Source organism: Streptomyces sp. NPDC086835 (assembly GCF_044745705.1).
Classification (GTDB): Bacteria; Actinomycetota; Actinomycetes; order Streptomycetales; family Streptomycetaceae; genus Streptomyces.
In genome coordinates, this window is sequence record NZ_JBIVAU010000012.1 from 138,325 (window position 1) to 151,666 (window position 13,342).

The 13,342-nt window shown below is 70.5% G+C and carries 14 protein-coding genes; 4 read left to right on the plus strand and 10 right to left on the minus strand.

Annotated elements, in window-relative coordinates; translation table 11 throughout:
- Nucleotides 1-89: 89 nt before the first annotated feature.
- Complete coding sequence (locus ACIPJI_RS31725; protein ID WP_307707563.1) at nucleotides 90-281, plus strand: hypothetical protein; 192 nt, start codon at nucleotides 90-92, stop codon at nucleotides 279-281.
- A gap of 60 nt (nucleotides 282-341) precedes the next feature.
- Here the strand turns inward: ACIPJI_RS31725 and ACIPJI_RS31730 are convergent, their stop codons facing one another.
- From ACIPJI_RS31730 to nth, 3 genes are all read right to left on the minus strand, one after another.
- The gene (locus ACIPJI_RS31730; protein ID WP_307710440.1) at nucleotides 342-1,550 is read right to left on the minus strand and encodes a MarP family serine protease; all 1,209 of its coding nucleotides are present in this window, start codon (nucleotides 1,548-1,550) and stop codon (nucleotides 342-344) included.
- 115 nt (nucleotides 1,551-1,665) lie between these two features.
- Nucleotides 1,666-2,403 carry a CoA pyrophosphatase gene (locus ACIPJI_RS31735; protein ID WP_373465314.1) on the minus strand — a complete coding sequence of 246 codons (738 nt, stop codon included), beginning with the start codon at nucleotides 2,401-2,403 and terminating at the stop codon, nucleotides 1,666-1,668.
- Between the two features lie 58 nt (nucleotides 2,404-2,461).
- Nucleotides 2,462-3,304 (minus strand): endonuclease III, encoded by an 843-nt coding sequence (gene nth, locus ACIPJI_RS31740; protein ID WP_402250229.1) that lies wholly within the window; start codon nucleotides 3,302-3,304, stop codon nucleotides 2,462-2,464.
- Between the two features lie 292 nt (nucleotides 3,305-3,596).
- Between nth and ACIPJI_RS31745 the strand changes: the two genes are divergently transcribed.
- Nucleotides 3,597-4,271 carry a Crp/Fnr family transcriptional regulator gene (locus ACIPJI_RS31745; protein WP_005314425.1) on the plus strand — a complete coding sequence of 225 codons (675 nt, stop codon included), beginning with the start codon at nucleotides 3,597-3,599 and terminating at the stop codon, nucleotides 4,269-4,271.
- Nucleotides 4,272-4,364: 93 nt separating this feature from the next.
- On the opposite strand, the gene ACIPJI_RS31750 is transcribed toward ACIPJI_RS31745, so the two are convergent.
- The 6 genes from ACIPJI_RS31750 to ACIPJI_RS31775 all read right to left on the minus strand — a co-directional run bounded on the left by ACIPJI_RS31750 (nucleotide 4,365) and on the right by ACIPJI_RS31775 (nucleotide 10,131).
- Nucleotides 4,365-5,249, minus strand: a complete 885-nt coding sequence (locus tag ACIPJI_RS31750; RefSeq protein ID WP_356620767.1) for a prohibitin family protein — start codon at nucleotides 5,247-5,249, stop codon at nucleotides 4,365-4,367.
- Nucleotides 5,250-5,402: 153 nt separating this feature from the next.
- Complete coding sequence (locus ACIPJI_RS31755; RefSeq protein WP_402250232.1) at nucleotides 5,403-6,239, minus strand: MBL fold metallo-hydrolase; 837 nt, start codon at nucleotides 6,237-6,239, stop codon at nucleotides 5,403-5,405.
- Nucleotides 6,236-7,102: an NUDIX hydrolase gene (locus ACIPJI_RS31760; RefSeq protein WP_402250234.1), complete on the minus strand. Its 867-nt coding sequence runs from the start codon at nucleotides 7,100-7,102 to the stop codon at nucleotides 6,236-6,238. The genes ACIPJI_RS31755 and ACIPJI_RS31760 overlap by 4 nt, the downstream gene beginning before the upstream one ends.
- 9 nt (nucleotides 7,103-7,111) lie before the next feature.
- Entirely contained in the window at nucleotides 7,112-9,241 is a 2,130-nt protein-coding gene (locus ACIPJI_RS31765) for a PQQ-dependent sugar dehydrogenase (protein ID WP_402250236.1), read from the minus strand.
- A 255-nt stretch (nucleotides 9,242-9,496) separates the two neighbouring features.
- Nucleotides 9,497-9,967: a RidA family protein gene (locus ACIPJI_RS31770; protein ID WP_402250238.1), complete on the minus strand. Its 471-nt coding sequence runs from the start codon at nucleotides 9,965-9,967 to the stop codon at nucleotides 9,497-9,499.
- Nucleotides 9,964-10,131 (minus strand): DUF4177 domain-containing protein, encoded by a 168-nt coding sequence (locus tag ACIPJI_RS31775; protein ID WP_356620772.1) that lies wholly within the window; start codon nucleotides 10,129-10,131, stop codon nucleotides 9,964-9,966. The genes ACIPJI_RS31770 and ACIPJI_RS31775 overlap by 4 nt, the downstream gene beginning before the upstream one ends.
- 96 nt (nucleotides 10,132-10,227) lie before the next feature.
- Here ACIPJI_RS31775 and ACIPJI_RS31780 point away from each other — a divergent pair, with 96 nt between their 5' ends.
- Together ACIPJI_RS31780 and ACIPJI_RS31785 are read left to right on the plus strand one after the other, a co-directional pair.
- Nucleotides 10,228-11,190: an ArsA-related P-loop ATPase gene (locus ACIPJI_RS31780; protein WP_356620773.1), complete on the plus strand. Its 963-nt coding sequence runs from the start codon at nucleotides 10,228-10,230 to the stop codon at nucleotides 11,188-11,190.
- Complete coding sequence (locus ACIPJI_RS31785; RefSeq protein ID WP_402250240.1) at nucleotides 11,187-12,488, plus strand: ArsA family ATPase; 1,302 nt, start codon at nucleotides 11,187-11,189, stop codon at nucleotides 12,486-12,488. The genes ACIPJI_RS31780 and ACIPJI_RS31785 overlap by 4 nt, the downstream gene beginning before the upstream one ends.
- Nucleotides 12,489-12,797: 309 nt before the next feature.
- Here the strand turns inward: ACIPJI_RS31785 and ACIPJI_RS31790 are convergent, their stop codons facing one another.
- Nucleotides 12,798-13,142, minus strand: a complete 345-nt coding sequence (locus ACIPJI_RS31790) for a WhiB family transcriptional regulator (RefSeq protein ID WP_050791514.1) — start codon at nucleotides 13,140-13,142, stop codon at nucleotides 12,798-12,800.
- Nucleotides 13,143-13,342: the final 200 nt, after the last annotated feature.

Consider the following 13,342-nt stretch of genomic DNA (forward strand, 5'->3'; position numbering starts at 1 on the left):
TGCTGCGAACAGCCACATGCCTGCCGCATAGGCCAATTGGCGGCCCACTGGACGGTTACCGACCATGGGGCACGGGCACACGTCCGGGTATGGGCTGGACGCACGACTACGGTGACGCAGCACGCAACCGCCGCTCGGCCGGCAGGCCGATCATCCACGAGACAGGTGGACTCCCGAGCGAGGATCACGCCCCTCCGGGCCAGGGGATCGGGATCCCGCGCATCCTCAAGCGCCGTGCACGCTGGGTGTCCGCGCGCCTGCGGCACCATCCCCGGGACTGACCGCCTCCACACAGCAGGCCATGTCCGCGGGCATCCGTGCGCCTTCCGCGCCGCCGCCTCCTACAGGGCGCAGCCCTGGCTGTCGACCTGCTGGTTGGCGGTGCGGCCGAGCCTGATGTCCTCGCGGATCTCGTCGGCCGTCAGGGCGTAGCCGGTGTCGGCGTCGTCGAGGGACCTGGCGAAGATGACGCCGTAGACCTTGCCGTCCGTCGTGAGCAGCGGGCCGCCTGAGTTGCCCTGGCGCACCGTCGCGAACAGTGAGTAGACGTCGCGTCGGACGGTGCCCCGGTGGTAGATGTCGGGGCCGTTGGCGTTGATGCGGCCGCGGACGCGCGCGGAGCGTACGTCGTACGAACCGTTCTCCGGGAAGCCCGCGACGATCGCGCTGTCGCCGCTGCGGGCGTCGCCCTCCTCGAAGTCGGTGAACTCCAAGGGGCGGGCCTTGAGGTCGGGCACGTCCAGGACGGCGATGTCGCGCTCCCAGTCGTAGAGGACGACCTTGGCGTCGTAGAGGCGGCCCTCACCGCCGATCTGCACGGTCGGTTCGTCGACGCCTCCGACGACATGGGCGTTGGTCATCACTCGGCGTTCGTCGAAGACGAAGCCGGTGCCTTCGAGGACCTTGCCGCAGCTCGGGGCCGTACCGACGACCTTGACGATGGACTGCTTCGCACGCGCCGCCACGGGGCTGCCGACGAGCGCCGGGTCGGGCGCCTGGACCTCGGTGATGGGCTCGTTGGCGAACGGGCTGAAGACCTGCGGGAAGCCGTTCTGGGCGAGCACGGAGGTGAAGTCCGTGAACCATGTGTTGGCCTGATCGGGCATCACACGGGACACGCCGAGCAGCACCTTCGAATTACGCACCTCCTTGCCCAGGGTGGGCAGCGAGGTGCCGGCGAGCGCTGAGCCGATCAGCCAGGCGACCAGCAGCATCGCCACGACGTTGACCAGGGCGCCGCCGGTGGCGTCCAGCGCGCGGGCCGGCGACCAGGTGATGAACCGGCGCAGCTTGTTGCCGAGGTGGGTGGTGAAGGCCTGGCCGACGGAGGCGCAGACGATCACGATGACGACGGCGACTATCGCGGCGGTGGTGGACACTTCGGAGTCCTCGGTCAGTGCGCCCCAGATCACCGGGAGCAGATAGACCGCGACGAGTCCGCCGCCGAGAAAGCCGATCACCGAGAGGATGCCGACGACGAAGCCCTGGCGATAGCCGACGATCGCGAACCACACGGCGGCGACCAGCAACAGGATGTCCAGCACGTTCACCGTCATTTGCCTCGCAGTGTCGTCGCCGGTGCTCTGTCCGGCTGGGGTGTGGCCACGGCGCACTGCCGCTTCGGACGTGACGCCCCCGCCGGGAGCGCATCACTGGGTCAGCCTGTCATGCGTGCCAGTCCAGCGGGACCTCCTTGGTGCGGTCCCACGGTCGTTCCCAGCCTGCGAAGTGCAGGATCCGGTCGATCACTCCGGCCGTGAAACCCCAGACCAGAGCGCCTTCGACAGTGAACGCGGGCCCTGCGTGACCGCGCGGGTGCACGGCCGTCGCACGGTTGGCCGGGTCCGTGAGATCTGCCACGGGCACGGTGAAGACCCGCGCGGTCTCGGCGGGATCGACCGCTCCGACCGGGCTCGGGGTGCGCCACCATCCCAGTACGGGCGTCACGACGAAACTGCTCACCGGGATGTAGAGCTTGGGCAGCACGCCGAAGGTCTGCACCCCTGTGGGGTCGAGCCCGGTCTCCTCCTGGGCCTCCCGCAGCGCGGCGCGCAGCGGACCTGTGGTCGCCGGGTCGCCGTCCTCGGGGTCGAGCGCGCCACCGGGGAAGGAGGGCTGCCCGGCGTGCGAGCGAAGGGTCCCCGCCCGCTCCATGAGCAGCAGCTCGGGGCCCCGTGCCCCCTCGCCGAAGAGGACGAGGACGGCGGACTGGCGGCCGTGGCCGCTCTCCGGCGGAAGGAATCGGCTGAGCTGGTGCGGCTCGACGGTTTCCGCCGCGCGGACGACGGGCCCGAGCCAGTCGGGCAGCCCGTCGGTGGTGACGACCACGTCACCGTCCACAACCACTTTGCCGTCGTCGTGCTGCTCGAAGCGCTGGTACGTGTCTTCTCCTGTGCGTGTCATCGGCACCCCCTCACGGGCAACGTGCCGGAGGTCCTCGATCGTTCCGTCGGCGGTGGTGTCACTCGATCGCACCCATGGCGGGTGCCGGTTCGCCGGGGTAGTCGGGGGGCGGCTTGAGGCGCTGGCCGGGACGGCCGCCCATCTCGTACTTCAGGAGCTTCCTGGCCTTCTCCGGGTCGGTCTCGCCCTCCCCGTAGGCAGGGCAGAGGTGCGTGATCGGGCAGGCGCCGCAGGCAGGCCGGCGTGAGTGGCAGACACGGCGGCCGTGGAAGATCACCCGGTGCGAGAGCATCGTCCACTCGCTCTTGGGGAAGATCGTGGCGATCTCGGCCTCGATCTTCACGGGGTCGTCCTGGTCGGTCCACTTCCAGCGCCGGGCGAGGCGCATGAAGTGGGTGTCCACGGTGATGCCGGGGACGCCGAAGGCGTTGCCGAGGACGACGAAGGCGGTCTTGCGGCCCACACCGGGCAGGGTGACCAGGTCTTCCAGCCGGCCGGGGACCTCGCCGCCGAAGTTGTCCCGGATGGCGGCGGACAGGCCCATGATCGACTTGGTCTTGGCGCGGAAGAAGCCCGTCGGGCGGATGAGCTCCTCGACCTCCTCCGGCTGCGCCGCCGCCAGATCCTCCGGCGTGGGGTACTTGGCGAAGAGCGCGGGCGTGGTCTGGTTGACCCGGAGGTCGGTGGTCTGCGCGGACAGGACCGTGGCGATCAGCAGCTGGAAGGCGTTCTCGAAGTCGAGCTCCGGATGGGCGTACGGATACACCTCGGCGAGCTCGCGATTGATGCGGCGGGCACGCCGGACCATGGCCAGTCGCGTTTCCGGTTTGGGCGTTTTCTTCCTTTTGCCGGAGCTGGGCGACTGCTGTTCGCCCACGGCGGAATTCTGCTTACCGGACACGCTGCCAGCCCCCTCGGCCTGTGCTCTCACCGGCGAATTGGACACCCGGCCAGCCTAAAGGCCCCCACCGACATCCGCCCCGGTCCCCCGTAATCCGGCCCCGATCGGGCCCCTGCCGTAGGGAGAGACGCGCCGGTACGTCAAACTTGTTGTGATTGATCGCACGATTGTTTACTACCGGGGTCCGTTCCCCGGTGGTGCCCCACGGGGGCACAGTGTCCCCGGGCCGGCACAGCACAGTCCGGCATCATGGGACCAACGTCCCCTGAGCAGGTCGACAAGGAGAGAACTCGTGGACGACGTTCTGCGGCGCGCCCCGCTCTTCGCGGCGCTCGATGACGAGCAGGCCGCGGAGCTCCGCGCCTCGATGAGTGAAGCGACGCTCGCCCGCGGCGACGCGCTCTTCCACGAGGGCGAACCGGGCGACCGCCTCTACGTGGTCACCGAGGGCAAGGTCAAGCTGCACCGCACTTCCCCCGACGGCCGCGAGAACATGCTGGCGGTCCTCGGCCCCGGCGAGCTGATCGGCGAGCTGTCCCTCTTCGACCCCGGGCCGCGCACCGCGACCGCCACCGCCCTCACCGAGGTCAAGCTCCTCGGCCTCGGCCACGGCGACCTCCAGCCCTGGCTGAACGTCCGGCCCGAGGTGGCGACGGCACTGCTGCGTGCGGTCGCCCGCCGGCTCCGCAAGACCAACGACCAGATGTCCGACCTGGTCTTCTCGGACGTGCCGGGCCGTGTCGCCCGTGCGCTTCTCGACCTGTCGCGCCGCTTCGGCGTGCAGTCGGAGGAGGGCATCCACGTCGTCCACGACCTCACCCAGGAGGAGCTGGCCCAGCTGGTCGGCGCCTCCCGCGAGACCGTGAACAAGGCGCTGGCCGACTTCGCGCAGCGCGGCTGGCTGCGTCTGGAGGCCCGTGCGGTGATCCTGCTGGACGTCGAGCGGCTGGCCAAGCGCTCCCGCTGAGCCACGGACCGCCGGGTTCGCCCGGCCGATCCGCGCGCCGAGCACACGCACGAGGGGCCGCCCGCATCATGCGGGCGGCCCCTCGTGCGCCGTTCACCTCTTGCTGCCGTCCACGATCAGCGGGTTCCCGGTGCCGGTGCCGCACGGCACGGCGTACACGGGGTTCTTCGCCGCCGCCTCCTTGAAGGCCTCGATGCACTGGTTGGCGAGCACCTTGTCGCTGAGCGAGTCGTTGAGGATCTTGTTGGCCTTGGCGATGCCCTCGGCCTCGATCCGGCGGCGCTCGGCCTCCGCCGTGGCGGTCCGCGCCGCCTCCGTCGCCCGCTCGGTGGCCTGCTGCTGCTGGATCTTGCGGTCGATCTGCTCCTGCAGCTGCTCGGACGGCCGCACATTGCGCAGGTTGACGGTGGTGACGGCGATCCCGCGGGGCGCGAGGCGCTCCTTGATCAGGTCGCCGATCTCCGCGTTGATCTTCTCGCGTGCGGAGGTGTAGCCCTCTTCGCTCGTGTGGCGGGCGAAGACGTTGCGGATGATCTCGCGGCTGTCGGGGAAGACCAGGCGCTGCTGGATGGCGTCCTCGCTGCCCGCGAGCCGGTAGAGCTCGACCGCCTTGGCAGGGGTGACCGCCCACTTCACGGTGACCTCCACGTACATCACGCCACCCTGCGAGGAACGCACCTCGACCACGTCCTTGTCGGAGAGGTTGAGGTCCACGGGGCGGGTGGAGAAGGTGGTGACGTTGGTGAACGGCGATGTGATGTTCACGCCCGAGTTCATGGGCGAGCCGACCTTGCCGAAGGTGACGGGCACGCCGACCTCGTAGGCACTGATGACGTGGACACAGCTGGCTATGCCGGAGAAGAGGCCGGCGATGAGCGCCCCCGCCGCGCCGAGCTTGAGCCCCTTGTTGTCGCCGCCTCTGGCGACGAGGTACATCACCGCCGCGGCGATGACGAGGATGACGAAGAGTACGAACACGGATTCCCCCCGGGAACTGATGCCGCAAGTAAGCGGAGCGTAAAGCATCGCTCGCACCACGACGCCGGGGGGTGGCCGGCCGGTTCCGTCCGCGCGGAGGACCGCTCAAGGGGCCTTGGACGGCCCCGCCGCCGGGCTGCCCTCATCCGGCTGTCAGGGGTCGATCAGCCCGTGGTCCCGCAGGTATTCCAGCTGTGCGCGTACGGAGAGCTCCGCGGCGGGCCACAGCGACCTGTCCACGTCCGCGTACACCTGGGCGACCACCTCGGAGGCGGTGGTCCAGCCGTTCTCGACCGCCGTCTCCACCTGGGCGAGCCGGGTCGCGCGGTGCGCGAGGTAGTACTCGACGGCGCCCTGGGCGTCGTCGAGAACCGGGCCGTGGCCCGGCAGCACGGTGTGGATGCCGTCGTCGACGGTGAGCGAGCGCAGCCGCCGCAGGGAGTCGAGGTAGTCGCCGAGCCGTCCCTCAGGGTGCGCGACGACCGTCGTGCCGCGGCCGAGGATCGTGTCGCCGGTCAGTACGGCCCGGTCGGCGGGCAGGTGGAAGCTGAGGGAGTCCGCGGTGTGCCCCGGGGTGGGGACGACCCTCATCTCCAGACCGCCGGTGGTGATCACGTCGCCGGGGGCGAGCCCTTCGTCGCCGAGCCGCAGCGCCGGGTCGAGGGCCCGGACGTTCGTGCCGGTGAGTTCCGCGAAGCGGGAGGCGCCCTCGGCGTGGTCGGGATGGCCGTGGGTGAGCAGGGTGAGGGCGATCCGCTTGCCCGCGCGTTCCGCCGTGGCGATGACGGCCCGCAGATGCGTGTCGTCGAGCGGTCCGGGATCGACGACGACCGCCAGATCGGAGTCCGGCTCCGAGACGATCCAGGTGTTGGTCCCGTCGAGGGTCATGGCGGACGCGTTCGGTGCGAGGACGTTGACGGCACGGGCGGTGGCGGGCCCCGACAGCACACCGCCGCGGGGCTGCCCCGGCAGAGTGGCTGCGTCGGTCATCGCGGGCCTCCCGTGGAGACGTGCTTGGTGAACTCCTCGTGGCCCGGCCAGCTGAGGACGACCTCGCCGTTCTCGAGCCGGGCCTTGGCCAGCACCGGGGTCATGTCCTGGCCCGCCGCCGCTGCCAGCGCCTCGGCGGACGTACGGAACGCCTGGAGCGTCCGCAGCGTCGCGACGGTCGGCGGCATCATCAGCAGCTCACCCTTGTCGTACCCGTCCGTGGCGTCGGCAGGGCTGATCCAGACCGTGGACTCCGCCTCGGTCGACACATTGCGGGCGCGCTGGCCGTCGGGCAGGGCGGCCACGAAGAACCAGGTGTCGTAGCGGCGCGGCTCGAACTCCGGTGTGATCCAGCGCGCCCACGCGCCCAGCAGGTCGGACCGCAGCACGAGGCCCCGGCGGTCGATGAAGTCCGCGAAGGACAGGCCGCGGTCGACCAGGGCCTGACGGTCCGCCTCCCAGTCGTCGCCCGTCGTGTCCCCGACGACGGTGTCGGGGGTGGGGCCGGCCAGCAGGATGCCCGCCTCCTCGAACGTCTCCCGCACCGCAGCGCACACGATGGCCTGCGCGGACGCCGTGTCGTCGACGCCGAGGCGCTCCGCCCAGACGTCCAAGGGGGGACCGGCCCAGCGCACCGGCCGGTCGTCGCGCGGGTCCACACCGCCGCCCGGGTACGCGTACGCGCCTCCGGCGAAGGCCATGGAGGCGCGTCGGCGCAGCATGTGGACAGCGGTACCCTCCGCGGTGTCACGCAGCAGCATCACCGTGGCGGCCCGCTTGGGGACCACGGCGGTGAGCTCGCCGGCGGCGAGCGCGCGGATACGGTCGGGCCATTCCGGCGGGTACCACTGACCATTGGACATGGGCGGATGCTATGCGCTTCCGCGCCGATGTTCGAGAGCCTCCTTCCCGCTGCCGGGTCCGCGGGCCGCTCCTGCCCCGGTCGCTCCGCCCGAGTACACGATGTCGATCCGCAGGATCCTGTCGTTGCCGTTCACACCGTCCTTGTCGGTCGACGTGGTGAGCCAGACGTCGCCCTGGTGGTCGACCTCGACGGTGCGCAGCCGGTCGTACGTGCCCTGGAAGTAGATCTTCTGCTCCACCAGGTTGCTGCTCGTGTCGATGCGCATCCGGTAGACGCGTTCGCCCCTGGTCGTGGCGACGAAGACGTGGTCGTTGATGATCGTCAGGCCGCTGGGCGAGGCCTGCGCCGTCGGCCAGGTCTTCTTCGGCGCGATGTAGCCCGAGCAGCTGCCGCTGGTGCCCTCGCAGGCCGGCCAGCCGTAGTTGCCGCCCTTGCGGATCAGGTTGACCTCGTCCATGACGCTGTTGCCGAACTCGGCCTGCCAGAGCCGGCCCTGGGAGTCGAAGTCGAGGCCCTGGGGGTTGCGGTGGCCCAGGGACCAGACGGCGTTGCCGAAGGGGTTGTCCGCGGGGATCGAACCGTCGCGGTTGATCCGGAGGATCTTGCCGTTGAGGGAGTTCTTGTCCTGGGCCTTGCTGGAGCTCTGCGCGTCGCCCATGGCGGCGTACAGCTTCCCGTCGGGGCCGAAGCGCAGCCTGCCGCCGTTGTGGAAGCGGCTCTTCTCCATGCCTGCGAGCAGCACGGTGTAGCCGCTGAGGCTGTTGTTCTCCAGCTTCATACGAGCGATGCGGTTGCCGTCGCTCGAGGTGTGCAGGAAGTACAGCAGGTGGTCGGAGGCGAAGTCCGGGCTGACCTCGAGGCCCATCAGACCTCCCTCGCCGCCGGTCGTCTGCGACTCGGGGACCTTGCCGACGAGCGTCTTGTGACCGGTCCGGGAAAGCGTGTAGACGTTGAAGGTGTTCCGCTCGGTGAAGACGCCGGTGCCGTCCGGCAGGAAACCGAGCCCCCAGGCGACGTCCACGCCGCTCGCCAGGGTGGAGACCGTGCCCGGGTCGGGAGTGCCGCCGGGGATCGCGCCGCGGGTCCTGACGGTGATCTCCGGGCTGAAGGCGGACCTGTTGCCCTTGAGGTCGAAGGCCCTGACCTTGAAGCGGTACGAGGTGTCCGCGGTCAGGCCGCTGACGGTCGCGGAGGTGGCGTCGGCGGTGGCGGCGGCGGCCCCGTCGCGGTGGATCTCGTACCCGGCGACCCCCGTGTTGTCCGTGGAGGCCGTCCACGCGAGGTCGACGCTGGTCGCGCCCGTGCCGGTGGAGCGCAGGCCGCCGGGGGCACTGGGCGCCTGCGTGTCGGGCGGGGCGGGCAGGGTGGAGACGGTGACGGCGTTGCTGGCGGCGGAGACGTTGCCGGCGGCGTCGCGGGCGAAGACCGTCCAGTCGTAGGCCGTTTCGGGGTCGAGCCCGTCGACGGTGGCCGCGAGGGTGGTGCCGCCGACCTGCTTCATCAACTGTCCGTGCTGGTAGACGTCGTAGCCGGTGACGGCCGTGTCGTCGGAGGCGGCGTCCCAGGCGAGCGAGACGCTCGTCGCGGTGGGCTCCTTGTCCTTGCGCAGGTTCGCGGGGGCCGTCGGCTTCTGCGTGTCGGCGGGGCCGCTCGCGGTGACGGTGAGCTTGTCCAGGTTGGGGCCGTCGGACGCCGCGGTGGTGACCCGGACCGTGTTGTCGCCTGCCTTGAGGGCGGCGTTCGCGGTGACGGTCCGCCAGGTGGTCCAGGCACCCGTGGCGGGGAAGGCGCGGTCGTCGGCGACGAGGGCGCCGTTGACCCGGATGTCGAGGGGGCGGTTCGCGGACGTGCCGTTGGCGTACCGGAAGTCGAAGGTGGCGTCGGTGGCCCGGTCGGAGGCGACGGTGAACTCGACGTAGGCGCCCGTCACCGGCTGGAAGTTCACGTAGCCGGTGCCGGAGTGACCTGCGTGATCGGAGTCGACGGCGCCTTGGGAGACCTTGGCCGCTTCGGCCTCGTACGCGACGGGGGCGGCGGCTGCCGTGCCCGCGAGAGGTGGTGCGGCGACGGATAACGCCGCGGTCGCGGCGGCCACGAGGACGCCGAGGGCGGCCCGTGGGCGGGGGGTGGGTGCCACTGTTTCCTCCCACTTTCGTTCGGGGGACGAGGGGATGGAGGAGGTGCGTGCGGTGGGTTCACGAGGGCGTTCACATCGATAGGAAGGGTTCCTGTCCATGGACGTCAAGGGACAGGGCACACCCGTCGACGTGCTCGCGTCAAGACCCGGCGCGGGAGGATTCGCGCGCCCGGCCCGCAACGGCAACGGCCCCGCCTCCGCCGGGAATCCGGGGGACGCGGGGCCGTACAGGTACTGACGGGGGTTCGGCCGGGCTCAGCCCTGGACCAGCTCCACCTGGATCTCCACCTCGACCGGGGCGTCCAGCGGCAGCACTGCGACACCCACCGCGCTGCGGGCGTGCACGCCCTTGTCGCCGAGCACCTCGCCCAGCAGTTCGCTCGCTCCGTTGAGAACGGCCGGCTGCCCGGTGAAGTCCGAGGCCGAGGCGACGAAGCCGACGACCTTCACGACCCGCGCGATCCGGTCCAGGTCACCGATGACCGACTTCACAGCGGCCAGGGCGTTCAGCGCACAGGTACGCGCCAGTTCCTTGGCCTCCTCCGGGGTCACCTCCGCACCCACCTTGCCGGTGACCGGAAGCTTGCCCTCCACCATCGGGAGCTGGCCCGCGGTGTAGACGTACGCCCCGGAGACGACGGCAGGCTGGTAGGCGGCGAGCGGCGGCACGACCTCGGGCAGCCTCAGCCCCAGTTCGGCGAGCCTGGCGGCGACCACGCCGCTCACGAGGACTTCTCCCGCTTCCGCTTCAGATAGGCCACGAGCTGCTCGGGGTTGTTCGGCCCGGGCACGACCTGGACCAGCTCCCAGCCGTCCTCGCCCCAGGTGTCCAGAATCTGCTTCGTCGCGTGCACGAGAAGCGGCACGGTCGCGTATTCCCACTTGGTCATGGAGCCGACTGTAGCCGCACCCTCCACCCGGTCCGTGACGCAGCCCGCAGGCAGCCTCGTGCGTAGGGCGGGGTCCGACTGGTTAGGCTCGAATACGTGAGCAGGCTCCAGGTCGTCAGCGGCAAGGGCGGTACCGGTAAGACCACGGTGGCCGCTGCCCTCGCGCTCGCCCTCGCGACAGAGGGAAAGCGGACTCTTCTCGTCGAGGTCGAGGGCAGGCAGGGCATCGCCCAGCTGTTCGAGACGGAGGCCCTTCCTTACGAGGAGCGCAAGATCGCCGTCGCCTCCGGCGGCGGTGAGGTGTTCGCGCTGGCCATCGATGCCGAGCGCGCCCTCCTCGACTACCTCCAGATGTTCTACAAACTCGGCAGCGCGGGCCGCGCCCTGAAGAAGATCGGCGCGATCGACTTCGCGACGACCATCGCCCCGGGCGTCCGGGACGTGCTGCTGACCGGCAAGGCCTGCGAGGCCGTGCGCCGCCGGGACAGACAGGGGCGGTACGTCTACGACTACGTGGTCATGGACGCGCCGCCCACCGGCCGCATCACCCGCTTCCTGAACGTCAACGACGAGGTGGCGGGCCTGGCCAGGATCGGCCCGATACACAATCAGGCGCAGGCGGTGATGCGGGTCCTCAAGTCACCGGAGACGGCCGTCCACCTGGTCACCCTCCTGGAGGAGATGCCGGTCCAGGAGACGGCCGACGGTGTCGCCGAGCTGCGCGCCGCCGACCTGCCGGTGGGCAACGCCATCGTGAACATGGTCCGGCCGCACCTCCTCGACGAGGACGCCGTGCACGACGCTGCGAACGGCCGGCGCGCCGCCGTCACGGACGCGCTCAAGGCCGCCGGCGTCACCGGCGCCGCAGGGCTCGTCACGCCGTTGCTGGAGCAGGCGGCCGAGCACGCGCAGCGTGTGGAGCTGGAGCGCGAGCAGCGCAAAGCGCTCAACACCCTGGAGCTGGGTGCGTACGAACTCCCCATGCTGAGCGAGGGAGTCGACCTGGCAGGGCTCTACCAACTGGCGAAGGAACTGCGCAAGCAAGGGGCCGGCTCATGACTCTGGACTCATCGGCCCGGCTGGAGGTCGACCCCCTCATCGACGACCCGGCCACCCGGATCATCGTGTGCTGCGGCGCCGGCGGCGTCGGCAAGACGACGACGGCCGCGGCGCTGGGCGTACGGGCGGCGGAGCGCGGCCGCAAGGTGGTCGTCCTCACCATCGACCCGGCCCGGCGGCTCGCCCAGTCCATGGGCATCGACTCCCTCGACAACACTCCGCGCCGGGTCGAAGGCATCGAGGGCGGCGGGGAGTTGCACGCCATGATGCTCGACATGAAGCGGACCTTCGACGAGATCGTCGAGGCGCACGCGGACGGGGAACGGGCCCGCGCCATCCTGGAGAACCCCTTCTACCAGTCCCTGTCCGCCGGTTTCGCCGGCACGCAGGAGTACATGGCCATGGAGAAGCTGGGCCAGCTGCGGGCGCGCGACGAGTGGGACCTGATCATCGTGGACACCCCGCCGTCACGCTCGGCGCTTGATTTCCTCGACGCGCCCAAGCGCCTGGGGTCGTTCCTCGACGGCAAGTTCATCAAGCTGCTGATGGCCCCTGCGAAGATGGGCGGCCGGGCGGGGATGAAGTTCCTCAACGTCGGCATGTCGATGATGACGGGCACTCTTGGCAAGCTCCTGGGCGGCCAACTGCTGCGGGACGTACAGACGTTCGTCGCCGCGATGGACACGATGTTCGGCGGCTTCCGCACCCGGGCGGACGCGACGTACCGGCTGCTGCAGGCCCCGGGCACGGCGTTCATGGTGGTCGCGGCACCCGAGCGGGACGCGCTGCGCGAGGCGGCGTACTTCGTGGAACGGCTGGCCGAGGAGGACATGCCGCTCGCCGGCCTGGTCCTCAACCGGGTGCACATCAGCGGCGCCGCACGGCTGTCGGCGGAGCGGGCGCTCGCGGCCGCGGAAAATCTTGACGAGGGCGGCATTGTGGATCAGGGGCACGGGAAGACTGGTGTTCGTGACGCCGCGGCCGTCTCTCCCGAATCCCCGTCCGCGGGCCACTCCCCCGAAGCCCACCCGCGCGTCGTCGAAGAGCCCGCAGAGTCGAAGAATCCCCGGACGCAGACCACGCAGGAGATGACTGCCGGTCTGCTGCGTCTGCATGCCGAGCGGATGCAGGTGCTCGCGCGCGAGCAGCGCACGCGTGACCGCTTCACCGCACTCCACCCGGAGGTGCCGGTGGCCGAGGTCCCCGCCCTCCCGGGCGATGTGCACGATCTCGCCGGCCTGCGCGCCATCGGCGACCGCCTCGCCACGGGGGGTCGCGCCGAGGCCGGGGCGGCGTAGCCGCGCTGAGCGCACGCACCGGCACGGTCTCGCGCACCGGCTCGCCGGCGCGTCGACGCCGCGGCACAGGTACGGGATCGGCTTCAGCCACCTGGTTCGCCATGTGGTCCGGTGTGTGGGCATGACCGGATGGCCCGGCGTGCCCGCACCGGTCTCTGCGTACGTCGGCGCCCTCCGAAGGACGCGCCGACCCAGGCGCGCGCCGGCAAGGCATGCCTCGGTCACCCGTGGCGGACACCACGGGCCGCTCGCGGCCCGTACCACCAGGCGAAAGGCCGGCCGCAGCCGACCGAGCGCGAGAGCCGACAGCTAGCCGACGGCGGCGTACGCCTCGTAGGTCTCGTCGTCGTCGAGGGCGACGGGCAGAATCCCCGCGCTGCGCTCGTATTCCGTGCGTGCGGTCTCGAGCAGTCTGCGCCAGGACGTGACGGTGGGGCGTCTGCGCAGCAATGCGCGTCGCTCCCGCTCCGTCATTCCGCCCCAGACGCCGAACTCGACGCGGTTGTCGAGCGCGTCGGCCAGGCATTCGGTCCGCACCGGGCATCCGGTGCACACCGCCTTGGCCCTGTTCTGCGCTGCCCCTTGTACGAACAGTTCATCCGGATCGGTAGTGCGGCAGGCTGCCTGCGCACTCCAGTCGGTTACCCAGCCCATGCCGGCGCCGTCCTCTCCCGAATCGAGGCTCCCCCACGGCGGCAGCGGCATATTCACCGCTGCCAGTTGAGGACGTTACGGAAGGTGGGCACAGCGCAACACCCCCTTGGGGCCCAATCTTGAATGGCCCGAACGGACTATGCGTACGCGGCAGATCACCCAGGGGAGTGACCTGAGGGCATAACGAACAAAGCCGACAT

Bases quoted from the DNA above. Each gene is read 5' to 3' on its own strand.
- ACIPJI_RS31725 (WP_307707563.1), top strand. From the start codon at position 90: ATGGGCTGGACGCACGACTACGGTGACGCAGCACGCAACCGCCGCTCG.
- ACIPJI_RS31735 (WP_373465314.1), bottom strand. From the start codon at position 2,403: ATGACACGCACAGGAGAAGACACGTACCAGCGCTTCGAGCAGCACGAC.
- ACIPJI_RS31755 (WP_402250232.1), bottom strand. From the start codon at position 6,239: ATGACCGACGCAGCCACTCTGCCGGGGCAGCCCCGCGGCGGTGTGCTG.
- ACIPJI_RS31760 (WP_402250234.1), bottom strand. From the start codon at position 7,102: ATGTCCAATGGTCAGTGGTACCCGCCGGAATGGCCCGACCGTATCCGC.
- ACIPJI_RS31775 (WP_356620772.1), bottom strand. From the start codon at position 10,131: ATGACCAAGTGGGAATACGCGACCGTGCCGCTTCTCGTGCACGCGACG.
- ACIPJI_RS31785 (WP_402250240.1), top strand. From the start codon at position 11,187: ATGACTCTGGACTCATCGGCCCGGCTGGAGGTCGACCCCCTCATCGAC.
- ACIPJI_RS31790 (WP_050791514.1), bottom strand. From the start codon at position 13,142: ATGGGCTGGGTAACCGACTGGAGTGCGCAGGCAGCCTGCCGCACTACC.